The sequence below is a fragment of the Aquamicrobium ahrensii genome (assembly GCF_040545755.1).
GTDB lineage: Bacteria > Pseudomonadota > Alphaproteobacteria > Rhizobiales > Rhizobiaceae > Mesorhizobium > Mesorhizobium ahrensii.
The window spans coordinates 46,975-67,800 of sequence record NZ_JBEPMN010000010.1 but is presented as its reverse complement, the minus strand read 5'-3'; the positions used below and the strand labels follow the sequence as shown (position 1 = coordinate 67,800).

Annotated in this window: 21 protein-coding genes and 1 riboswitch; of the genes, 9 read left to right on the top strand and 12 right to left on the bottom strand. The window is 64.2% G+C overall.

Features of this window, described 5'->3' with window-relative positions:
- Nucleotides 1-50: 50 nt before the first annotated feature.
- From ABID44_RS13205 to purE, 4 genes are all read right to left on the bottom strand, one after another.
- Nucleotides 51-623, bottom strand: a complete 573-nt coding sequence (locus tag ABID44_RS13205) for a GbsR/MarR family transcriptional regulator (protein WP_354152179.1) — start codon at nt 621-623, stop codon at nt 51-53.
- A 133-nt stretch (nt 624-756) separates the two neighbouring features.
- Nucleotides 757-1,284, bottom strand: coding sequence for a tyrosine-protein phosphatase (locus ABID44_RS13200; protein ID WP_354152178.1), 528 nt, complete (start codon nt 1,282-1,284; stop codon nt 757-759).
- A gap of 99 nt (nt 1,285-1,383) precedes the next feature.
- Nucleotides 1,384-2,469, bottom strand: a complete 1,086-nt coding sequence (locus tag ABID44_RS13195) for a 5-(carboxyamino)imidazole ribonucleotide synthase (RefSeq protein WP_354152227.1) — start codon at nt 2,467-2,469, stop codon at nt 1,384-1,386.
- Nucleotides 2,466-2,963, bottom strand: a complete 498-nt coding sequence (gene purE / locus ABID44_RS13190) for a 5-(carboxyamino)imidazole ribonucleotide mutase (RefSeq protein WP_354152177.1) — start codon at nt 2,961-2,963, stop codon at nt 2,466-2,468. Before purE ends, ABID44_RS13195 begins: the two co-directional genes overlap by 4 nt.
- Nucleotides 2,964-3,088: 125 nt before the next feature.
- A riboswitch (cobalamin riboswitch) is annotated at nt 3,089-3,286 on the top strand.
- Between the two features lie 165 nt (nt 3,287-3,451).
- On the opposite strand from purE, the gene ABID44_RS13185 reads away from it, so the two are divergent.
- Genes ABID44_RS13185 through ABID44_RS13170 form a run of 4 tightly spaced genes read left to right on the top strand, consistent with a single transcriptional unit; the run spans nt 3,452 to nt 8,017 of the window.
- Nucleotides 3,452-5,347 carry a TonB-dependent receptor plug domain-containing protein gene (locus tag ABID44_RS13185; RefSeq protein WP_354152176.1) on the top strand — a complete coding sequence of 632 codons (1,896 nt, stop codon included), beginning with the start codon at nt 3,452-3,454 and terminating at the stop codon, nt 5,345-5,347.
- A gap of 29 nt (nt 5,348-5,376) precedes the next feature.
- Entirely contained in the window at nt 5,377-6,243 is an 867-nt protein-coding gene (locus ABID44_RS13180) for an ABC transporter substrate-binding protein (protein ID WP_354152175.1), read from the top strand.
- Entirely contained in the window at nt 6,240-7,241 is a 1,002-nt protein-coding gene (locus tag ABID44_RS13175; protein ID WP_354152174.1) for a FecCD family ABC transporter permease, read from the top strand. The genes ABID44_RS13180 and ABID44_RS13175 overlap by 4 nt, the downstream gene beginning before the upstream one ends.
- Nucleotides 7,205-8,017, top strand: a complete 813-nt coding sequence (locus ABID44_RS13170) for an ABC transporter ATP-binding protein (RefSeq protein WP_435521460.1) — start codon at nt 7,205-7,207, stop codon at nt 8,015-8,017. The genes ABID44_RS13175 and ABID44_RS13170 overlap by 37 nt, the downstream gene beginning before the upstream one ends.
- On the opposite strand, the gene ABID44_RS13165 is transcribed toward ABID44_RS13170, so the two are convergent.
- Both ABID44_RS13165 and ABID44_RS13160 read right to left on the bottom strand, forming a co-directional pair.
- Nucleotides 8,018-9,151: a patatin-like phospholipase family protein gene (locus tag ABID44_RS13165; protein ID WP_354152172.1), complete on the bottom strand. Its 1,134-nt coding sequence runs from the start codon at nt 9,149-9,151 to the stop codon at nt 8,018-8,020.
- 42 nt (nt 9,152-9,193) lie between these two features.
- Nucleotides 9,194-9,976 (bottom strand): 3-hydroxybutyrate dehydrogenase, encoded by a 783-nt coding sequence (locus ABID44_RS13160; RefSeq protein ID WP_354152171.1) that lies wholly within the window; start codon nt 9,974-9,976, stop codon nt 9,194-9,196.
- 191 nt (nt 9,977-10,167) lie between these two features.
- Here ABID44_RS13160 and ABID44_RS13155 point away from each other — a divergent pair, with 191 nt between their 5' ends.
- From ABID44_RS13155 to ABID44_RS13145, 3 genes are read left to right on the top strand one after another with little or no spacing between them, the layout of a single operon-like run.
- The gene (locus ABID44_RS13155; protein WP_354152170.1) at nt 10,168-11,172 is read left to right on the top strand and encodes an iron ABC transporter substrate-binding protein; all 1,005 of its coding nucleotides are present in this window, start codon (nt 10,168-10,170) and stop codon (nt 11,170-11,172) included.
- A 6-nt stretch (nt 11,173-11,178) separates the two neighbouring features.
- The gene (locus tag ABID44_RS13150) at nt 11,179-12,759 is read left to right on the top strand and encodes an ABC transporter permease (protein WP_354152169.1); all 1,581 of its coding nucleotides are present in this window, start codon (nt 11,179-11,181) and stop codon (nt 12,757-12,759) included.
- The gene (locus ABID44_RS13145; protein ID WP_354152168.1) at nt 12,756-13,796 is read left to right on the top strand and encodes an ABC transporter ATP-binding protein; all 1,041 of its coding nucleotides are present in this window, start codon (nt 12,756-12,758) and stop codon (nt 13,794-13,796) included. The genes ABID44_RS13150 and ABID44_RS13145 overlap by 4 nt, the downstream gene beginning before the upstream one ends.
- Nucleotides 13,797-13,814: 18 nt before the next feature.
- On the opposite strand, the gene ABID44_RS13140 is transcribed toward ABID44_RS13145, so the two are convergent.
- On the bottom strand, nt 13,815-15,041 hold the full coding sequence (locus ABID44_RS13140) for an argininosuccinate synthase (protein ID WP_354152167.1): 1,227 nt from the start codon (nt 15,039-15,041) through the stop codon (nt 13,815-13,817).
- A 253-nt stretch (nt 15,042-15,294) separates the two neighbouring features.
- Here ABID44_RS13140 and ABID44_RS13135 point away from each other — a divergent pair, with 253 nt between their 5' ends.
- A complete protein-coding gene (locus ABID44_RS13135) occupies nt 15,295-16,560 on the top strand; it encodes a Glu/Leu/Phe/Val family dehydrogenase (protein WP_354152166.1) in 1,266 nt (421 codons plus the stop codon).
- A 94-nt stretch (nt 16,561-16,654) separates the two neighbouring features.
- Nucleotides 16,655-17,296 (top strand): LysE family translocator, encoded by a 642-nt coding sequence (locus ABID44_RS13130; RefSeq protein WP_354152165.1) that lies wholly within the window; start codon nt 16,655-16,657, stop codon nt 17,294-17,296.
- On the opposite strand, the gene ABID44_RS13125 is transcribed toward ABID44_RS13130, so the two are convergent.
- The 5 genes from ABID44_RS13125 to ABID44_RS13105 form a co-directional block, all read right to left on the bottom strand.
- A complete protein-coding gene (locus tag ABID44_RS13125) occupies nt 17,268-17,759 on the bottom strand; it encodes a hypothetical protein (RefSeq protein ID WP_354152164.1) in 492 nt (163 codons plus the stop codon). The two genes, ABID44_RS13130 and ABID44_RS13125, sit on opposite strands and share 29 nt — an antisense overlap.
- Nucleotides 17,756-18,988: a dual-specificity RNA methyltransferase RlmN gene (gene rlmN, locus ABID44_RS13120; protein WP_354152163.1), complete on the bottom strand. Its 1,233-nt coding sequence runs from the start codon at nt 18,986-18,988 to the stop codon at nt 17,756-17,758. Before rlmN ends, ABID44_RS13125 begins: the two co-directional genes overlap by 4 nt.
- Nucleotides 18,989-19,248: 260 nt before the next feature.
- On the bottom strand, nt 19,249-19,752 hold the full coding sequence (locus tag ABID44_RS13115; RefSeq protein WP_354152162.1) for an invasion associated locus B family protein: 504 nt from the start codon (nt 19,750-19,752) through the stop codon (nt 19,249-19,251).
- Between the two features lie 290 nt (nt 19,753-20,042).
- Nucleotides 20,043-20,405 carry a YkvA family protein gene (locus ABID44_RS13110; protein WP_354152161.1) on the bottom strand — a complete coding sequence of 121 codons (363 nt, stop codon included), beginning with the start codon at nt 20,403-20,405 and terminating at the stop codon, nt 20,043-20,045.
- Between the two features lie 104 nt (nt 20,406-20,509).
- Nucleotides 20,510-20,806, bottom strand: coding sequence for a 4a-hydroxytetrahydrobiopterin dehydratase (locus tag ABID44_RS13105; protein ID WP_354152160.1), 297 nt, complete (start codon nt 20,804-20,806; stop codon nt 20,510-20,512).
- Between the last annotated feature and the right edge of the window lie 20 nt (nt 20,807-20,826).

The following is a 20,826-nucleotide window of genomic DNA, read 5'->3' as shown; positions in this document are numbered from 1 at the left end:
AACCGGCCTGCGCAGCGCCGGCTGCCGGGCAATCGCCGTGTCGAGCGCGCTCACGGTTGGCCGTCCCCCCTGCGTTTTCGGCCAAGCGATACGATGCGATCCTTCGCATCGAGCAGCCTCGTCACTTTGGAGCCGAGGCTGAGCAGTGTCGCCAGCCGTTCCGTATCGAGTCGTTTGACGTCATCGTACCAGTTTGTGAGCTGTTCGATGAGTCCGTTCATCTCCATAAGCCTGGACTGGGCATAACGTTCCTCCTCGCTGCCTGGCTGCTGCATGAGGAGTTCGCGCAGAACCGACAGGGTCGGATCGACCTCGCGCTTCTTGCGCTCTTCGGCCAGCGTGCGCAGGATCTGCCAGATGTCGTCCGGCGCAATGAAGAAATCACGCCGGTCGCCGGGGATATGGCGCAGGATGACGAGGTTCCATGCCTGAAGCTCGCGCAGCCCCATGGAGACGTTGGAACGCGAAATGCCCAGCCCCTCGACGATCTGGTCGGCGCACAGCGGCTCCGGCGAGACATAGAGCAGGGCATAGATCTGGCCGACCGTGCGGTTGATTCCCCAGCGGCTGCCCATTTCGCCGAAATGCAGCACGAAGGACTGGATGAGAGGCGGGAGATTCATGACGGACCGTAATTTCAGAAATTTCTGAAAATTCAGTACGTCTCGTCACGAGCGAAGTCACTTGGGCACCATGTCGCACCGGTACGCGTACGGACAGCAACCGTTCGGAACAGCAGGTGTTTCCCCACCGGTTTCAGAAGCCGAGGGTTTCCTCGAAACGGTCCCAGGAGCGGTACATCTCGTATCGGCCGATACCCTTGACCGGCACATGGCCATAATAGGGAGAAAGCTGGATTTCCGCCGCCATCTCGCCCTGCCCGGCGACGGCGGCGGTGTAGATCGCGGAGGCAAGCCCGGTGCGATTGGCGCCATGGTCGCAATGCACAAGCAACGGCTTGGGAACCGCCCGCATCAGCCGGGCCAGTTCAGCCGCCTTCTCCACCGGCAGGCGGCGGGCCGAAGACATCGGAAAATCGATGATCTTTATGCCACGCCGTTCCGCTTCGGCGCGCGCGGCCAATGCCTCGTCATCGGGTTTCTCGTCGCGCAGATTGACGATTGCGCGAATACCGTAACGCTCCGAATAGGCGGCGATATCACGATAATCCGGCTGGGCTGAGCGATAGAACTCTCCGGGAATCACTTCGTGGAAATTACCGATAAGCTGCTGCACGCCCATATGGGCGCCCATCAGCGCCGGCGCGCCGAGCAACAAAGCCATGATCATCCGAAGACGTCGCAATACGGGCTCCTTGGTTCCTTGCAGGCTGTTCCTTGACATCTCTTTGCGACAGGAAAAAGAAGAAAGCCCCAAACGCGGTCAGTCGTGCGATATGCGGCCGGTCAGGCGGGTGAAATGCCCCATTTTGCGGCCAGGACGCGATTCCGCCTTGCCATAAAGATGCACCATGACATCGGGCTCGGCCACGAGCCCCGGCAAGCGGGCCACATCGTCCCCGATCAGGTTCTCCATCACGCAATTGCTGTGGCGGCGCGTGTCGCCCAGCGCAAGCCCGGCGACGGCCCTGATATGCTGTTCGAACTGCGAGACCACGCAGGCGGCCTCCGTCCAGTGGCCGGAATTGTGCACGCGCGGCGCAATTTCGTTGACCAGCAGCGAACCGTCGTCGAGAACGAAGAACTCGACACCGATGACGCCGACATAGCCAAGCGCGTCGAGGATCGAAGCGGCGGCGGCGCGCGCCATATCCACCGTCGTCGCCGAAATCGCCGCCGGCGTCGTGGAAGTGTGCAATATGCCGTCGCGATGCACGTTCTCGGCAGGCGTATAGGTCACGACCTCGCCATCGGCGCCACGCGCGCCGATCACCGATATTTCACGCGCGAAGGAGATCAGGCCCTCAAGGATCAGCGGCGTCGATCCCATCGCCTCGAACACGCCGGCATAGCTGCCGCTTTCCATGTTGCGGAAGACGCGCTGGCCCTTGCCGTCATAGCCCATGCGGCGCGTCTTCAGGACGCCGTTTCCCCCGAAGGCCTGCAAGGCGGAGGCGAGACCTGCATCGCTGTCGACGGCCAGAAACGGCGCGGTGTCGATGCCGATGCCGTTGAGGAACTGTTTCTCGATCAGCCGGTCCTGCGACACCTCCAGCGCACGCGGCGGCGGCAGCACCGGCACGCGGACGGCGAGCGCCTCTGCCGCTTCCACCGGCACGTTCTCGAATTCATAGGTGACGACAGCGCTGATCGAGGCGAGTTCCGCCAGCGCGGCCGGATCGTCATAGGCGGCGACGATCTGCCGGTTGGCCACCTGCGCGGCCGGACAATCGGCCTGCGGTTCGAGAATGGCGATGCGATAGCCGAGGCGCGCGGCGGCCATGGCCAGCATGCGGCCAAGCTGGCCGCCGCCGACGATGCCGATGGTCGATCCGGGAGCCAGCATCAGCCTTCATCCTTCGGTTCGAGGGCGACCTTGTCCGTCTGCGCCGCTCGCCAGGCCTCAAGCCGCCCGGCAAGTTCCGCATCGGTAAGCGCCAGCACGGCGGCCGCGATAAGCGCGGCGTTGATTGCGCCCGCCTTGCCGATGGCGAGCGTTCCGACCGGAACGCCGGCCGGCATCTGCACGATCGACAAAAGCGAGTCCTGCCCCGACAGCGCTTTCGATTCCACCGGCACGCCGAACACCGGCAAGGAGGTCATCGCCGCCGCCATGCCCGGCAGATGGGCTGCCCCGCCGGCGCCGGCGACCACCACCTTGTAACCGGCGGCCTTCGCGCCGGTGGCGAAATCGTAGAGACGCTGCGGCGTGCGGTGGGCCGAAACGATCAGGCTTTTGTGGGAGACGCCAAGCTCGGCCAGCGTATCGGCGGCGTGGCGCATGGTCGTCCAGTCGGACTGGCTGCCCATGATGATGGCGACATCGGCTTGTCGGTCGGTCAAGGCCCTGCTCCCGTCAGCAAAGCGGCGACGTAGCGGAATTTTCGCGCCCCCGCAAGGACGCACCGCGCCGCAATCGGACCACAGGGCAGCGCAGCCGGAATTGACAGCCCTGACCGCCAGTGCTTAGCGTCGCAGGTGGAATCGGTTCCGAGTACGGATGAAAAGGGAACACGGTCAGCCGATCGATCGGCCAAGCCGCGACTGCCCCCGCAACTGTAACCGCCGAGCCTCCCCCGATGAGCCACTGGATCGCAACGGTCCGGGAAGGCGGCGGGAGGCGACGAAGCGGAAGTCAGGAGACCTGCCGGTTCTGGTCACCCATGCCGGGTCACGGGGTGTGATCAGGCGCGGCGCTCCGTTGCGGTGACACCACAGAGTGTTGCCGCGTGCCTCACGGCTGCCGGGTGGAACCGATCCCCCTGCCCTGCCGGTCCGCGGTTGAAATGGAAACCGCCGGCGAAGACCGTCCGGCATTCGGGGGCAAGACCATGAGAAAGAAAATTCTGGCGGCAGGCGTATGCTCGCTGGCGCTGACCGGCACCGGCTGGGCGCAGCAGTCGACAGATTTCGACGACAACGTCATTCAACTTGACACGATCGTGGTGACCACGCCGCTGCGGCGCGCGTCGTCGCTGGAGCGCTCGACCTCGTCGGTCGCCGTGATCGACGAGGAGGACATCAGGAAATCGCCGGCGATCGACCTTCTCTCGCTGCTGAAGACGCAGCCGGGCATCACCGCGACTTCGAATGGCGGTCTGGGCGCCGACGCCAGCCTGTCGCTGCGCGGAACCAGCGCGGCCCAGACGCTCATACTGGTCAACGGCGTGCGGGCGGCATCCGCCACGGCTGGCACCCTCAACCTTTCCAGCATCCCGCTCGATTCCATCGAGCGCATCGAGATCGCCAAAGGCGGCCACTCGGCCCAGTATGGCGCCGACTCCATCGGCGGCATCATCAACATCATCACCAAGCAGGGCGGCTCCTGCCCTGAGGGCACAAACGCCTGCGGCAGCGTGACGGCCGGTGTCATGCATCCTTGGGGCGGCACGTTGTCCGGCAATGTCGGCGGCAGCACGCAAGACGGCCTGAGTTATTCCTTCGGCGCCAGCATTCTCGGCACGCAAGGCTACGACTACCGCCTCTCGCCCGGCCACGACCCCGACAAGGACGGCTTCACCAGAGGCTCGGTCAACTTCTCCTTGTCGAAGGAAACGGCGCTCGGCGCGATTTACACCGATGGCCTCTATACGCGTGGACGCAACGAATACGACGACGATCCGTACGGGAACATCTCCCACACGGATAATTTCTCCGGCCGCCTCGGCGCACGGCTGGACCACTCGGAGAGCTGGACCTCGAATATCGAGCTGTCGACGGCCCTCGACTACTCTGCCCTTTCGCAGGATAGTGTCCGCGGCGACGACTTCGACACGCTTCGCTACGGCCTGCTTGCGACGACGCAGAAACAGTTTGATCTCGGCGCAACGCATCACGTCGTCCAGGGCGGCATCGAAGCCTATCGCGACTCGGTGAAGAACAGCGCCGTTTCCGGAAGCCCATATGACGAGTCGAAACGGGACCTTGTCGCGGTATTCGGCCAGTATTCGTTCGAATATGAACGCCTCACCGTCGATACCGGCCTTCGCCATGACGACAACGAGCAATTCGGCGACGTCACCACATACAATGCCGGGGCGAGCTACGAGCTGACCGACAATCTGGTTACGCGCGCTTCCTACGCCACGGGTTTCCGGGCCCCGACCTTCAACGATCTCTACTACCCCTTCAGCGGCAATCCGGACCTCAATCCGGAGGAATCGCGCTCCTACGAAATCGGCCTGAACTGGCGGCTGACCGATAGCACGACGCTCGACATGGCGCTGTATCGCAACGACATAGACGACATGATCGCATGGGCGCCGATCGACCCGAGCGATCCCGACGGTTTGTGGCAACCTTCCAACATCAACCGCGCGCGCATCACCGGCTTCGAGGCCAGCCTGGAGCATCGCTTCGACCCGCAATGGAGCGTACGGGCGATGGTGGACATACGTGAGCCCCTGAACAGGAGCCCCGGCACGCACGGCAAATACATCGCCTATGGGGAGCGTTTTCGTGGCAGCACCGGCTTCACCTATACCCCGACGCAAGACCTCAGCCTGTCGGCCGACCTGCTCTATGTCTCGTCGCGTTACGCCGACGAGCTCAACGCAAGGCGGCTTCCTTCCTACATAACCGCCGATTTTTCGGCCATTTACACGATCGACGAGAAGTCGCAGCTCAAATTCTCCGCCCAGAATATCTTCGACAAGAAGTATGAAACGAAGGAAACTTTCCGTGCGCCCGGCCGAACGCTCAACCTGAGCTTCACCCGGTCCTTCTAAGCGATGTCCCCAGCGGCGAAATGTGGTCGATGAGAGCCTTGCAAACAGCATTGTCGTGTTTCGCCGCCGCTTTCCTGCTGGGCGCGGTCGCGTTTTTCGTCTTCGGGCAGCCCGCCCTCGCCGCAGAACCCGCGCCTCGCCGCGTCGTGTCCATGAATGTCTGCACCGATCAGCTCGCCATGCTGATCGCCGGAAAGGACCAGCTTCATTCGGTCTCCGTGCTGGCCAGCGATCCGCGCACCTCGGCCATGGCCGTTGAGGCGAAAGCGTTTCCGGCCAATCACGCGCTGGCCGAGGAAATCTTCCTCATGGAGCCCGACCTCGTGCTTGCCGGAACATTTTCCGCGCGCGCCACGATCGGGCTGGTGCGCCGTCTCGGGTTCCGGGTGGAGACGTTCGCGCCGGCCCGTTCCTTCAGCGACATACGCGACAACATCGTGCGCATCGGCGAACTCCTGCACCGGCGGCGGCGCGCCGCCGAACTGGTTGCGGAAATGGACGACGGGCTGGCGCGCCTCCGGGCCGGTCCGCATTCCGGCCGCACCATCGCGCTCTATGAGCCGAACAGTTACACCGCCGGCGGAGGCACGCTGGCCAGCGAGATTTTCAGGGCGGCGGGGCTCATCAATGTCGCCGAAGAACTCGGCGTCACCGGCTCGACCCGCCTTCCGCTGGAACAGCTCATAATGGCCAGGCCTAATCTGATCGGCCGCTCCAGCAGCGACTACGGCGCACCGGCGCTGGCGCAGGAGAACCTCGTTCATCCCGCTTTCCGCGCCCTCGCGAAGCGGGAGATGATCGACCTGCCGGTGGCGAAGATGATCTGCGGCGCTCCCTTCACGCTCGACGCCGCCTTCCTTTTGCAGGATGCCGCCGGAAGGCGGAACCAGCCATGAACGCCGGTCGCCGTTATCCTGTGTTGATCGCCCTGCTTGCCGTCCTCACGCTGGCGCTGTTCCTGCTGTCCTTGACCATAGGCCCGGCCGGCATCGCGTTTGCGGAAAGCATGAAGGCGTTGTTCTCCGACAAGGCCGACGGCGTTGCCCTGATCATGCGCGAGATCAGGTTGCCGCGCGCCCTGCTCGGCCTGATGATCGGCGCGACGCTCGGCCTGTCCGGGGCCGTGCTGCAAGGCTATCTGCGCAATCCTCTGGCCGAACCCGGCCTGCTCGGCATCAGCGCCTCGGCTTCGCTGGGCGCGGTGCTCGCCATCTACACCGGCCTGTCGGCAGCCTTCCTGCTGGCCCTGCCGCTCGCCGCCCTCGCCGGCGCGGTGGCCGCGGTGCTTGTGGTGCAGGCGATTGCCGGCCAGCGCGGCGGCGCGCTCCTCGTCATCCTTGCCGGCATCGCCATCTCCAGCTTCGCCGGTGCGATGACGTCGCTTGCGCTCAATCTGTCGCCAAATCCTTTCGCCGCCGTCGAGATCATGTTCTGGATGCTGGGTTCCCTCACCGACCGTTCCATGACCCATGTATGGCTGGCCGCACCCTTCATGCTGGTCGGCTGGGCGATGCTGGGTTCGCTCGGCCGTGCGCTCGATGCCCTAACCCTCGGCTCGGAGACCGCCGCAACGATGGGCGTCGAACTGCGGAAGGTGCAGTTCCTCGCCGTTTTCGGCACCGCCGCCGGGGTCGGGGCGGCGACCGCCGTGGCCGGAGCCATAGGCTTCGTCGGGCTGGTCGTGCCCCACATCCTGCGCCCGCTGGTGGGTGCGCGGCCGTCGCGCCTGCTTCCGGCCAGCGCGCTTGGAGGAGCGTCGATGGTGCTTGCAGCCGATACGCTGGTGCGTATTCTCGCCCCGGAGCGCGACCTCAAGCTCGGCGTTCTGACGGCCATCGTCGGCGCGCCCTTCTTCCTGTGGCTGGTCTTCCGCACCCGCAGGAGCCTGCTGTGACGCTGCTTTCCGTCAAAAACCTTGTCGTGGAACTCGGGCTCAGGCCGGTGCTGAACGGGCTGGATTTCGCCGTCAGGCCCGGGGAATTCGTGGGGCTGATCGGCCCCAACGGAGCCGGAAAATCCACTCTGCTGCGATCCGTTCTGGGCCTTGTGCCCGCGCGTGGCGAAGTGCGCCTTTCAGGCGAGGAGGCGGCCGCGACGAGCGCCCGCTTGCGAGCGACCCGCGCCGCCTATCTGGCGCAGGAGCGCGAAATCGCCTGGGCCGTGCCGGTGGAAATGGTGGTGGCGCTCGGCCGCTCCCCGCACCGGCCGGGCCTCGCGGCGCTCACCGAAAAAGACCGCGCCGCCGTCGACGCCGCCATGCGGCGCATGGACATCGAAGCGTTCCGCAATCGCATTGCCACCGAACTTTCCGGCGGTGAGAAGGCGCGCGTTCTGGTGGCGCGGGCGCTTGCGCAAGACACGCCGCTGTTGCTCGCCGACGAGCCCACGGCCGGTCTCGACCCCGCCCACCAGATTGCCCTGATGCGCCTGTTTTCTTCCCTCGCCGCAGATGGGAAGAGCGTGGTCGCCTCGCTGCATGATCTGGGTCTGGCGGCGCGCTGGTGCTCGCGCCTGATCCTGCTCGACAAGGGCCGCATCGTGGCGGACGGCCTCCCATCAACCGTTCTCACGCCCGAAAATCTGCGCGCCATCTATGGCGTCGACGCCTTTTTCGGCGAAGCGCATGGCGCGCCGATCGTCCACCCGCTCGATCTGGCGACGCCGGGCTGATCAGTTCGGCATTCGTGTCGCGCCCGGCGGGCGCTTGCGGGTGGCGAGGAAGCGGCTCACGCGGCTGCCGGGAGGCGTCGCCGCCTGCGGCCTCATGCCGTCCTCAAGCTGACCTGAAAGATCGAGCGTCGGCCGCTCGCCCACGGCGTCGAAATGCTGTTCCAGCCAATCGCTTGCCGCATCGCGTCCGAGATCGCGAAGATATTCGAGGAAAGCCCATTCGGCATTGATCTTGGAGGACGCGGACAGGCCCTTGAACGCCTCGTCGGCATCGATGCGATGCATGCGGATGTCGCGATATTCGCCATGCGGCAGACGGCCGGCCGCGATCAGGTCCTTGACGAAGGCGATCGCCCGGAATTCGCGCAGCAGGGCGGCGTTGAAGGCGATCTCGTCCATGCGGTTTTGAATCTCGCCGGCGCTGGTCGGCACGCCTTCGCGCTGCACCGGATTGATCTGAACCAGCAGCACGTCCTCGGTCTGCGTCGCCTTGAAGAAGGGGAACAGCGCCGGATTGCCGCCATAGCCGCCATCCCAATAGGGCACGCCGTCGATCTCCACGGCCCGGAACAATTGCGGCAGGCAGGCGGAGGCCATCACGCTGTCGGGGCCGATCTCGCCGTCGGAGAAGACGCGGATCTGACCGGTCTCGACATTGGTGGCGGAGATGAACACCTGCATGGCCTTGCAGGAGCGCACATTGTCGAAGTCGATTTCGTTTTCGAGGACGTCACGCAGCGGATTGAGCCCGAGCGGATTGGCCAGATAGGGAGACACCACCCGCGACATGGTGTCGAACCAGATATAGCCCGGCGAGTTCTCGATCGACCAGTTGCCCCACAACACGTCCCATGGTGTGCGCTGCACCGGGCTGAAGCGCCCCTTGCGCGCCACCGCGCGCCAGAACTCCCCCAGCTTGGCGCGCGCGCCTTCCGCGCCGCCGCGCACGAAGCCGTCGGCCAGCGCCACCGCGTTCATGGCCCCCGCGCTGGTGCCCGAAACAGCGGCGATGTCGAGCCGCCCGTCTTCCAGCAAGCGGTCGAGCACGCCCCAGGTGAAAGCCCCGTGGGAACCGCCGCCCTGCAGCGCGATGTTGATCTTCTTGCGCTGCAAAGTCTCACCGTTGGCCGGCATGAGCGGTTCTTTCAGGATGTGAGGATGGAAAGCAGGGGGCGCTTATTGTGCAACCCAGCCGCCATCGACGGAGATATGCGCGCCATTGATCTGCGCGGCGGCTTGCGAGCACAGGAACACGACCGTGGCCGCCACCTGCTCGACGGTGACGAACTCCCCGGTCGGCTGCCGTTCCAGCATCACCTCGCGCACAACCGTATCACGGTCCATGTTGTGCACCTTCATCTGGTCGGGGATCTGCGCCTCCACCAGCGGGGTGAGCACATAGCCGGGGCAGACGGCGTTGCAGGTGACATGATCCTGCGCCACTTCCAGCGCCACCGTCTTGGTCAGCCCCATCACGCCATGCTTGGCCGACACATAGGCCGACTTGAACGGCGAGGCGACCAGCCCGTGGGCCGAGGCGATATTGACGATGCGCCCGCCACCCTGCCGCTTCATCAACGGAAGCGCTGCGGCGATGGTGTGGAATGCCGAGGACAGGTTGATGGCGATGATGGCGTCCCACTTCTCGACCGGGAATTCCTCGACCGGCGCGACATGCTGGATGCCGGCATTGTTGACGAGGATGTCGACCGCGCCGAAACGTTCGGCAGCCCCCGCCACCAGATCGCGGCATTCGGCGGGCTTCGACATGTCCGCCTTGATATAGACGGCCTCGACCTTGTGATCGCGGGCGATGGCCGCCGCCACTTCATGATCCTCTGGCCTGTCGGAGAAGGAATTGACGACGACGTTGCAGCCCTGCGCCGCCAGCGCCTGGGCGACGGCGAGCCCTATTCCGGAGGTCGAGCCGGTGACGATTGCAGTCCGCTGGGCGTTCATGACGGATCCTCTTGTCTGTCGGTGACGAAAAATGGTGCAGTGCAATATAGGCGACGCCGCCTCCAAGGCCAGCCCGTCTGATTCAAAAAAACCGATGCGTCGGGGTTCTTTCCGGCTTGAATGTTGACTGGTAGGATCATGTATGAGCTTTCGGTGGTTCGTCCGGGAATGCTCCGCTTGAGAGGCCATTCATGAAGTCCCTTGTCACCGCTCCCCTCTTTTGCCTGATTGCCGGCATGCTTTTGGCGACGCCCGCCATGGCTCAGGACAAGCAAATCATCGTCTATAACGCCCAGCACGAAAGCCTGGCGAAGGAATGGGCGGCCGGCTTCACCCGCGACACCGGCATCAGGGTGACGCTGCGCAATGGATCGGACAGCGAGTTTTCCAACCAGATCGTGGCCGAAGGCAAGGCTTCGCCCGCCGACGTGTTCCTGACCGAGAATTCGCCAGCCATGACGCAGGTCGGGCAGGCCGGCCTGTTCGCGCCGGTCGACGCCGACACGCTGGCGCTGGTCGAGGAACAATATCGCCCTTCCAGCGGCCAATGGATCGGCATTGCCGCGCGCAGCACCGTCTTCGCCTATAACAAGACGAAGCTGGCGCAGGACCAGTTGCCGAAATCGCTTCTCGATCTGGCCGATCCGCAATGGAAGGGCCGCTGGGGCGCGTCGCCTTCGGGACCGGACTTTCAGGCCATCGTCAGCGCCCTGCTGCAATTGAAGGGCGAAGAGGTCACGGCTGACTGGCTCAAAGCCATGAAAGCCGGTTTCAAGGCCTATCGCGGCAACAACACGGTTCTGAAGGCGGTGAACACCGGCGAGATCGATGGCGGCATCATCTATCACTACTACTGGTTCGGCGACCGCGCCCGCACGGCCGAGAACAGCAACGAGGTCGAATTGCACTATTTCAGGAATCGCGATCCGGGTGCGTTCGTCTCCATTTCCGGCGGCGGCGTGCTGGCTTCCAGCAAGCATCCGCAGGAAGCGCAGGCCTTCCTGAAATGGATCGTCGGCGAGGCAGGGCAGCAGGTGTTGCGCGACGGCGCTTCATACGAATACACGGTGGGCAGGGACGAGGCGTCCAACCCAGACCTCGTGCCTCTTGAAGACCTTCAGGCTCCGCAGATCGATCCGCAGACGTTGAACTCCCGCAAGGTGACCGATCTGATGACCGACGCCGGCCTCCTGTAAGCGGCCATGCAGGCGTCGGCCGACAGCACCCTGATTTCCGCATCGCAGCCGGGCCGGCGGATAACGGCCCGGCTGCGTCTGTCATGGATCGGGCTCGCCGCCATATTGGTCACGCTGCTGGCGCTCGTTCCGCTGGGCTTCATTTTTTGGGTGACCGCGCAGACCGGCTGGCAAACCGCCATCGCTCTCGTTTTCCGCCCGCGTGTCGGCGAGCTTCTGGCCAACACGATCATGCTCGAATTGCTGGCCGTCCCCGCCTGCGCCGTGCTTTCTGTGGCGCTCGCCTGGCTGACGGAGCGTAGCGACCTGCCCGGCGCGCGCCTGTGGTCGTGGCTGTGCGTCGCGCCGCTTGCGGTGCCGGCCTTCATCCATTCCTATGCGTGGGTCACCATCGTTCCCGGCCTCAATGGCTTGAGCGCCGGCGTGCTGGTTTCGGTTCTGGCCTATTTCCCCTTCCTCTATCTGCCGGTTTCGGCGGCGCTGCGCCGTCTCGACCCGGCGCTGGAGGATGCGGCGGCGGCCCTTGGCCACGGTCCGTGGAGCGTGTTCTTGCGCGTGGTCCTACCGCAGCTTCGGCTGGCGCTGTGCGGCGGCGCGCTGCTGGTCGGCCTGCATCTGCTCGCCGAATACGGCCTCTTCGTCTTCGTGCGCTTCGACACTTTCACCACCGCCATCGTCGACCAGTTCCAGTCCACCTTCAACGGCCCCGCAGCCAACATGCTGGCCGGCGTTCTGATCGCCTGCTGTTTCGCGCTGCTGACGCTGGAAATGCTGGCGCGCGGCGACGAGCGCTACGCCCGCGTCGGCTCCGGCGCGGCCCGCCATCCGGTGAAGGCGGTGCTCGGTCGCGCCGCCCTGCCCTGCCTGCTGCTGCTTGTGCTGGTGGCGGCGCTGTCGTTGGGCGTGCCCTTCTACACCATCGCCCGCTGGCTGGGGACCGGCGGCTGGCAGGTGTGGCGCATGGACGAGATAAGCTCAGCACTCGGCCACACCACGGTGCTCGCATTGGGCGGCGCAGTGCTGGCGACGCTCGCCGCCATTCCCATGGCCTGGCTGTCGATCCGCGCGCCGGGCCGCCTGCAACGCATTCTGGAAGGCTGCAACTATATGGTGGGCTCCCTGCCCGGCGTCGTCATAGCGCTGGCGCTGGTCACTCTCGCCGTGCGCTATCTGCTGCCGCTCTACCAGACGCTCGCCACCATCCTCATCGCCTACATGCTGATGTTCCTGCCGCGGGCCCTCATCAGCCTGCGCGCCTCCATTGCGCAGGCCCCGCCGGAGCTGGAGCAGGCGGCGATGAATCTCGGTCGCCGTCCGCTCGACGCCCTGTGGTCCACCACCATCCGCCTGTCCGCGCCCGGAGCGGCGGCCGGCATGGCGCTGGTGGCGCTCGGCATCCTCAACGAGCTGACCGCCACGCAGATGCTGGCGCCCAGCGGCACCCGCACGCTGGCTCTCGCCTTCTGGTCCTACAGCGGCGAGATCGACTATGCGGCCGCCGCGCCCTATGCGCTGATCATGGTGGGAGCGTCGCTGCCGCTGACATGGCTGCTATACGTGCAATCGAGGAAGATGGCCGGACAATGAGTTTTCTCGAGCTTGCCGGCCTGCGCAGGAATTACGGTCCGGTCACGGCTGTGAGCGGTGTCGATCTTGCCGTTCCCTCCGGCAGCCGCACGGCCATTGTCGGCCCCTCCGGCTGCGGCAAGACCACGCTTTTGCGCCTCATCGCCGGCTTTGAGCGACCGGACTGCGGCAGCATCGAACTCGATGGCGCAATGCTTGCCGGCCCTGATATCTTCGTGCCCGCCTACAAGCGCCCCATCGGTCTCGTCGCGCAGGATGGCGCTCTGTTTCCGCATCTGTCCATCGCCGCCAATATCGGCTTCGGCATTCCCCGCGGTGCACCGGATCGCGAAACGCAGGTCTCAAAACTGCTCCGACTGGTGGGCCTCGACGATGGTTTCCTGCACCGGCGTCCGCACCAGCTTTCCGGCGGCCAGCAGCAGCGCGTGGCGCTGGCGCGCGCGCTTGCCCGCAAGCCGCGCCTGATGCTGCTGGACGAGCCGTTTTCGGCGCTGGACACCAGCTTGCGTGCGGCCATGCGCAAGATGGTGGCGGGCGTTCTGGAGGCGGCCGGCGTCACCACCATTCTCGTCACCCACGATCAGGAGGAGGCGCTGTCCTTCGCCGATCAGGTGGCGGTGATGCGCGCGGGCGCGCTCATGCAGGCAGGCTCCCCGCGCGATCTGTACCTCAGGCCCCGCAACCGTATGGTAGCGGAATTTCTGGGCGAAGCGATCATCCTGCCGGCCCGTATCGAGGGCGGTTGCGCCCACTGCGTTCTCGGCGCTGTCCGCGTGGACAGCGACGCATTGCGCGAAACCGCCGAAATCCTGCTGCGACCCGAGCAGATCGAGCTGGAGCCCGGCAATGCCGATGGGGCGAACGCCGTCGTGAGAGAATCGGAATTCAGCGGGCCGACCTGCACGCTCGTTGTGCAGGTGGCGAACGATGCAGGCGAGGCAAGCGCCCTCGTCCTGCGCCGCCCGGCGACCGGCTCGCCGCAAGTGGGCACAAGCGCCCGCCTCACGGTCAGCGGCAGCGCGCATCTGCTCGATTGATGCGCGCCGTCTGAAATCCTACCGCGTGTTGCGGCGGCGGGCCGCCAGCGTGCGCAAGCGCAGCGCGTTCAGGCGAATGAAGCCCTCGGCGTCCTTCTGGTCATAAGCGCCGCGATCGTCCTCGAAGGTGACGAGATCGTCGCGGTAGAGCGACTTCGCCGACTTGCGGCCGGTGACGATCACATTGCCCTTGTAGAGCTTCAGCCGCACCGTGCCCTCGACGTCTTCCTGGCTCTTGTCGATCAGCGCTTGCAGCATCTCGCGCTCCGGCGAGAACCAGAAGCCGTTGTAGATCAGCTCGGCGTAGCGCGGCATCAGCTCATCCTTGAGATGACCCGCGCCGCGATCCAGCGTGATCGACTCGATGGCGCGGTGCGCGGCGAGCAGGATCGTGCCGCCGGGGGTCTCGTAGACGCCGCGGCTCTTCATGCCGACGAAACGGTTCTCGACCAGATCGATGCGGCCAATGCCATTGTCACGGCCGAGGTCGTTGAGAGCGGCGAGCAGCGCGGCCGGCGACAGCTTCTTGCCGTTCAGCGCAACCGCGTCGCCCTTGAGAAACTCGATCTCGATCTCCGTCGCCGCATCCGGCGCATCGAACGGAGAGACGGAGCGCTGGTGCACATATTCCGGCGGCTCGCTCCACGGGTCTTCCAGCACCTTGCCCTCGGAGGACGAGTGCAGAAGGTTGGCGTCGACCGAGAACGGCGCTTCGCCTTGCTTGTCCTTCGGCACCGGGATCTGGTGTTTTTCGGCGAATTCGATGAGGTCGGTGCGCGACTTGAACGACCAGTCGCGCCACGGGGCGATGACCTTGATGTCGGGATTGAGCGCATAGGCCGAAAGCTCGAAGCGCACCTGATCGTTGCCCTTGCCGGTCGCGCCGTGGGCGATGGCGTCGGCCCCGGTTTCCTCCGCGATCTCGACCAGATGCTTGGAGATCAGCGGCCGGGCGATCGAGGTGCCGAGCAGATAGGTGCCCTCATAAAGCGCATTGGCGCGGAACATCGGGAAGACGAAGTCCTTCACGAATTCCTCGCGCAGGTCCATGACGCGGATGTCCTTGATGCCCATCATCTCGGCCTTGCGGCGCGCCGGCTCCAGTTCCTCGCCCTGCCCGAGATCGGCGGTGAAGGTGACGACCTCCGCTCCGAGATCGGTTTGCAGCCATTTGAGGATGATGGAGGTGTCGAGACCGCCCGAATAGGCGAGCACGACCTTCTTGACGTCTTTCAGCTTGGACATGGGCGTTTCCGGTGTTCGTTCTGGGACTGCGGCGAGGCGCAAAACTGCGTGCGCAGTCATAGCAGGAAAGCTGCGCCGGACAAGCGCAGGAACGCTCATCGGCGGCGAGGCCATTTTCCCCAGAGCGTGCAACAAACTGTCAAAATGCCCGCGATATAAAACCTTTTCTTGTGAATCTGCGGATTTTCGTGCATTTCAAGCGCCGCGACCGGCAGGCCGCTTCATTTCCACACCGAACCGACAGGATTACATGATGGCGGAAGAAAGTCTTCTTGATAGCGCACTGGTACGTCTGGACGAGGCCGCAAGGCACCTCAACGTCGACGCTGATGTCATCGAGAAGCTGAAATATCCGCGCGAAACCACCAAGGCCCGCCTCATGATCCGCATGGACGACGGCTCACGAAAATCCTTCCTGGCCTGGCGATGCCGCTATGACGACACCCGCGGGCCGACCAAGGGCGGCATCCGCTTCCATCCCGACGCGACGGCCGAAGAGGTCGAGATGCTGGCGTTCTGGATGACCTTCAAATGCGCCGTGATGAACCTGCCCTATGGCGGCGGCAAGGGTGCGGTTCAGGTCGATCCGCGCAAGCTTTCCAAGGCCGAGCTGGAGCGCCTTTCACGCTCCTACATTCAGGCATTCTCGCGCATCATCGGCCCGGATCGCGATATTCCCGCCCCGGATGTCTACACCAACTCCATGATCATGGGCTGGATGGCGGACGAGTACAGCCAGATCGTCGGCCAGGGCTCGCCCGCCGTCATCACCGGCAAGCCGCTGGCGCTCGGCGGTTCCGTCGGTCGCAGCGACGCCACCGCGCGCGGCGGCTACTATCTGGTGGGCCACCTTGCCGAGGAGCTTGGCCTGACCGGCGCCTTGCGCATCGCCATCCAGGGCTTCGGCAACGCCGGCCAGTATATCGCCTCGCTGCTCGCCAATGACGGCCACACCATCGTGGCCGTGTCGGATTCCGGCGGCGCCGTGCATGCCGCCGAGGGATTGAATCTCGATGCGCTCATGGCGGCCAAGAACGAAGGCCATTCCGTCGTCCACACCGCCGGCAAAAACGGCCACCAGGTCATCGCCGCCGATGAACTGGTCGGCGTCGAATGCGACGTGCTGGTGCCCGCGGCGCTGGAGAACATGATCCACAAGCACAATGCCCCCACCGTGAAGGCCCGCCTCGTGCTGGAACTCGCCAACGGCCCGGTCACCCCGGAAGCCGACGAGATCCTGGCCCAGCGCGATGTCGTGGTTCTGCCCGACATCCTGGCCAATGCGGGCGGCGTCACCGTCTCCTATTTCGAGTGGGTGCAGAACAAGCAGGGCTATTATTGGGAGCTGGAGGAAATCCATACCAAGCTGCGCACCATCATGGAGCGTGAAGGCCGGGCGATCTGGCAGTTGTCGGTCGACCGTGGCGTGACGCCGCGCACAGCTGCCTATGTCCACGCGCTGAGCCGCCTTGCCGAAGCCATCGAGGCCCACGGCACGCAGAGCTATTTCGACAGCTGATCCCACCTCGAACTGCGTCGGCAGATCGGTTATAAGAGGGCGCCGCGCAGTGCGGCGCCCTTGTTCTTTTTGCGCGATATCAACAGGCCCATCCATGAATTTCATCCCCGACGCCGCCGTGCTCGTGCAATTCGCGATCGCCACCGTGGTCCTGACGATCACCCCGGGGCCGGATATGACCCTGTTCGTCGGCCGGGCCCTGTCGCAGGGCAAGGCGGCGGGTTTCGCCTGCATGCTGGGCGCGATGACCGGCGTCATCTTCCATACGGCTCTTGTCGCGCTCGGCCTGTCGGCGCTGATCCTGGCTTCGCCACAGGCGTTCTTCGTGCTCAAGATCGTCGGTGCGCTCTATCTGATCTGGCTGGCCATCCAGGCGATACGCCATGGATCGGCCTTTTCGCCGGAACTCAACGGCCGCAGCACGCATTCTCTGGCTCGCAACTGGGCGACCGGACTGGGCATCAACCTGCTGAACCCCAAGATCATCCTGTTCTTCATGACGTTCCTGCCGCAGTTCGTTTCCGCGCATGATCCACATGCGCCGGGCAAGCTCTTCTTCCTGGGGCTGATGTTCATCGTGATTGCGCTGCCCTTCACGGTGCCCATGGTGATCGCGGCGGATCGCCTGGCGGCGTTGCTGAAGAAGAGCCCGCGCGTCACGCGGCTGACGGATTATCTGTTTGCCGGCGTGTTCTCGGCCTTCGCGTTCAAGATCCTGACGACCCAGACGAAATAGGCGGCAGCTTGTCGGAGCCGGAGCCACGCCAGTTCGGCGTCCAGATGCCGGCCACCAGCCAGTAGGCCAGACCGCCGACAATGCCGCTGCCGGTCATGGCCAGCAGCAACGCCGTATCGCCCGGGCCGGATGCGCCCTCGACATCGCGATAAAACAGGCCGGCGAAAGCCAGCGCGACGAAACCGCCGGCCAGCGAATAGAACAGCCAGTCGCGCTTGCCGAGAAATTCCGCAATGGCGATGGCGGCGACAGCCGGCCAGAAGTTGAGATGGGCCACGACCAGCGCCAGCAAAGGCACCGAAATCACCATGCCCGTGGTGAGGGCCGGAAGTGTCTCCCCTTCCGCCAGACCGGACCAGCCAAAAAAAAGCACATGAATGAAGGCGCTGGCTGCGAGGCAGGCGGCGGCGTATCCCGCCAGAACCACGGCGAAACGCCTGAGAACGGCGAAAACGCCGCTCAAGCCTCGCCGTGCCCGGCGATCATCATCGCCTCCAGAGCCAGCCTGTCGCTCTTGCGCATGCGCTCCGATTCCGATTTGAGCTGGCCGCAGGCGGCGAGAATGTCACGCCCGCGCGGGGTGCGGATCGGCGAGGCGTAGCCGGCGGCGTTGATGTAGTCGGCGAAACGCTCGATCGTTTCCCAGTCCGAGCACTGATAGTTGGTGCCCGGCCAGGGATTGAACGGAATGAGGTTGATCTTGGCCGGAATGCCCCGGAGCAGCTTCACCATCTGCCTGGCGTCTTCGAGACTGTCATTGACGTCCTTCAGCATCACATATTCGAAGGTGATGCGGCGCGCATTGGACAGGCCCGGATATTCGCGGCAGGCCTTCATGAGCTGTTCCAGCGGATATTTCTTGTTGATCGGCACCAGAAGGTCGCGCAGATCGTCGTTCACGGCGTGCAGCGATATCGCCAGCATGACGCCGATCTCCTCGCCTGTCCGGTAGATTTCCGGCACGACGCCCGAGGTGGAAAGCGTGATGCGGCGCTTCGACAGAGACAGCCCGTCGCCGTCGGAGGCGATCAGCAGCGCTTTCTTGACCGCCTCGAAATTGTAGAGCGGCTCACCCATGCCCATCATGACGATGTTGGAGACCTTGCGTCCTTCCGCGGGCACGATGGCGCCCGCAGGCGTGTCGGTGTCCGGGAAATCGCCCAGCCGGTCGCGGGCGGTCAGCAATTGCGCCAGGATTTCTTCCGCCGTCAGGTTGCGGACCAGCTTCTGCGTGCCGGTGTGGCAGAAGGAGCAGGTGAGCGTGCAGCCGACCTGGCTGGAAATGCACAATGTGCCCCGCCCCTCTTCCGGGATATAGACGGTCTCGATCTCGACCGGCCGGCCCGCGCCGCGCGGCGGAAAGCGGAACAGCCATTTGCGCGTGCCGTCATTGGAAATCTGCTCCTCGACGACTTCAGGGCGCGCGATGGCGAAGGCGCGGTCGAGCGCCGCGCGCAGGTCCTTGGAGATGTTGAACATCTGCGCGAAGTCGGAAACGCCGCGCACATAAAGCCAGTGCCAGAGCTGGCTGACGCGCATCTTCGCCTGCTTTTGCGACACGATGCCGGACCCGACCAGCGCCTCGGCCATTTCCTCGCGCGTGAGGCCGATCAGAGACGGCTTCTCCGGCGCGGGGCGAATGCGCGGCGCAGCGCGTGCGCCGGCGGGGGTGAGATCGAGTGAGAGGCTCATGGCTGGCCCAATATAAGCGGTTTGCGGCCGATTTCAGCAGCGGATGTGGGTGAAAGGGGCCCGATAGCACAAGTTTGACCCGGAGTCATGGCCTCTAAAGCGTGTCGCTATCTTTCAGATTCGCTCCCACGCTTGAAGTACTTGTTCTTACGCATGTCGTCGCCCCGAAACCGGTTCCCACTTTCGGGCGACATGCTCTATCCCGAACGCAAAAGGCCGGACCCGACGGCCCGGCCTGAATTTGCCTTGCAGATGGAGGCTTACTTGCAGCTCGAAATGGAATTGAGCGCGGCCGTGATGCCCTTCAGCGAGAATACATAGCTGGTTGTGTTGCCGCGGCCGGATTTGGCCTGCACCTTCATGTCGGCCCCACCACGCATCGCTGTAATCAGTTGCGGCTCATCGGCCGCATTCTCGACCCAGGCCGACTTGCCGCGAGTGAACATGCTGAAGGACTTGTCGCCCACCGTCACCGTGACCTTTGAGTTGGCCTGGAAATCATATCCGGCAATGAACTGCGGTTCATAGGAGACCTGCTGGCCCGGACGCTGCGAGACGAAGAAGAACATATCGCCATGGTTGAGCGTGGTCGGCTGCTTGTCGGTCGGAACGGTCAGCACGTAGCACACCTTGCCGCCCGAAGCCTGGTAGCTGTAGGTGCCCCATGCATTGTGCTGGCCAATCTTGGTCGCCTGCTGCGCCAGTGCCGGCGAAGCGGTGGCGAGCATGATCAGACCAGAAACTGTAGCAATCAATCGGCGCATTGTGATTCCCATATTCCAAACGGTGCGGGAGCAGGCCGGCGTCTCGTCCTGCCCGATCCCTTCAATTTGATTTAATCTGGGTTACCAAAGCGTGAAGACCGTCAAAAAAAGGCTCCCGCTATAGAAACCGCCGCCATCTCCGCGCTTTCGCCTGCAAATTCATGTTTACAGACTCGGGCGCGATGTCCCTGCGGGGGACTTGGAATGGAGGAAAAAGGCAAGAATTTGACTTTCCGCCAAATCGGCGGTCAACCCGGCGATATGGCCGCCGATCAGTTGTCCTGGGCCGATCAGTTGTCCTGGGAAAGCGCTTCTCTCGCAGCAGCCTTGTGGGCGGGCGTGATGTGCGCGCGAACCGCGGCGATCGCCGCGCTCAGCACGGCGATATCGTCCGTAAAGCCGAGTCCAAAAATGAAATCGGGAATAGCATCGGTCGGCAACACGAAGTAGCCGAGCGCCGCCAACAAAATGCCCTTCGCCCTCAGCGGCGTCTTGTTATCGAGAACGCAATAATAGGCGGCTACCACATCTTCCATGAAGGGCATGTGGCGCGCAGCCTTGCGGGCGGTGCGCCAGAACTTTTCGCGCACTTCCTTTTCCCCGCCAACCTTGCCTGCAAAGCCGAAGAGATCGAAATCGGTCCTTTCAGCCATGTGTCAGTGCCTCCTTGCGCCGGCGTGCACGATGCACGCCTTGGCCGCTATGTGGTGACGCGCGCTTTTTCCTGCAAGATTTGCGCTGCGAGATTTCAAACGCGTCAACTTGCGAGAAGCCGGTCGATATGCCGGGCGAAGTCGAAATCGAGTTCGGTCAATCCGCCCGCATCATGCGTCGTCAGCCTGACCTCGACCGTCTTGTAGACATTCGACCATTCCGGATGGTGATTCATCTTTTCGGCAACCATCGCCACCCGCGTCATGAAGGCGAAAGCCTCGGAAAAATTACGGAAGACGAAACGCCGTTCGATGGCGATCCCGTCTTCGGTCAGCTTCCAGTCGGGATGCTCCCCAAGGGCCGCATCGACGTCATCGCGTGGGAGTTTCTCTCTTGCCATGGCTCGCCTCCATGTTATCG

Bases quoted from the DNA above. Each gene is read 5' to 3' on its own strand.
- ABID44_RS13205 (WP_354152179.1), bottom strand. From the start codon at position 623: ATGAATCTCCCGCCTCTCATCCAGTCCTTCGTGCTGCATTTCGGCGAA.
- ABID44_RS13200 (WP_354152178.1), bottom strand. From the start codon at position 1,284: ATGGCTTTGTTGCTCGGCGCGCCGGCGCTGATGGGCGCCCATATGGGC.
- ABID44_RS13185 (WP_354152176.1), top strand. From the start codon at position 3,452: ATGAGAAAGAAAATTCTGGCGGCAGGCGTATGCTCGCTGGCGCTGACC.
- ABID44_RS13180 (WP_354152175.1), top strand. From the start codon at position 5,377: ATGAGAGCCTTGCAAACAGCATTGTCGTGTTTCGCCGCCGCTTTCCTG.
- ABID44_RS13175 (WP_354152174.1), top strand. From the start codon at position 6,240: ATGAACGCCGGTCGCCGTTATCCTGTGTTGATCGCCCTGCTTGCCGTC.
- ABID44_RS13165 (WP_354152172.1), bottom strand. From the start codon at position 9,151: ATGCCGGCCAACGGTGAGACTTTGCAGCGCAAGAAGATCAACATCGCG.
- ABID44_RS13160 (WP_354152171.1), bottom strand. From the start codon at position 9,976: ATGAACGCCCAGCGGACTGCAATCGTCACCGGCTCGACCTCCGGAATA.
- ABID44_RS13155 (WP_354152170.1), top strand. From the start codon at position 10,168: ATGAAGTCCCTTGTCACCGCTCCCCTCTTTTGCCTGATTGCCGGCATG.
- ABID44_RS13150 (WP_354152169.1), top strand. From the start codon at position 11,179: ATGCAGGCGTCGGCCGACAGCACCCTGATTTCCGCATCGCAGCCGGGC.
- ABID44_RS13145 (WP_354152168.1), top strand. From the start codon at position 12,756: ATGAGTTTTCTCGAGCTTGCCGGCCTGCGCAGGAATTACGGTCCGGTC.
- ABID44_RS13140 (WP_354152167.1), bottom strand. From the start codon at position 15,041: ATGTCCAAGCTGAAAGACGTCAAGAAGGTCGTGCTCGCCTATTCGGGC.
- ABID44_RS13135 (WP_354152166.1), top strand. From the start codon at position 15,295: ATGGCGGAAGAAAGTCTTCTTGATAGCGCACTGGTACGTCTGGACGAG.
- ABID44_RS13130 (WP_354152165.1), top strand. From the start codon at position 16,655: ATGAATTTCATCCCCGACGCCGCCGTGCTCGTGCAATTCGCGATCGCC.
- rlmN (WP_354152163.1), bottom strand. From the start codon at position 18,988: ATGAGCCTCTCACTCGATCTCACCCCCGCCGGCGCACGCGCTGCGCCG.
- ABID44_RS13115 (WP_354152162.1), bottom strand. From the start codon at position 19,752: ATGCGCCGATTGATTGCTACAGTTTCTGGTCTGATCATGCTCGCCACC.
- ABID44_RS13110 (WP_354152161.1), bottom strand. From the start codon at position 20,405: ATGGCTGAAAGGACCGATTTCGATCTCTTCGGCTTTGCAGGCAAGGTT.
- ABID44_RS13105 (WP_354152160.1), bottom strand. From the start codon at position 20,806: ATGGCAAGAGAGAAACTCCCACGCGATGACGTCGATGCGGCCCTTGGG.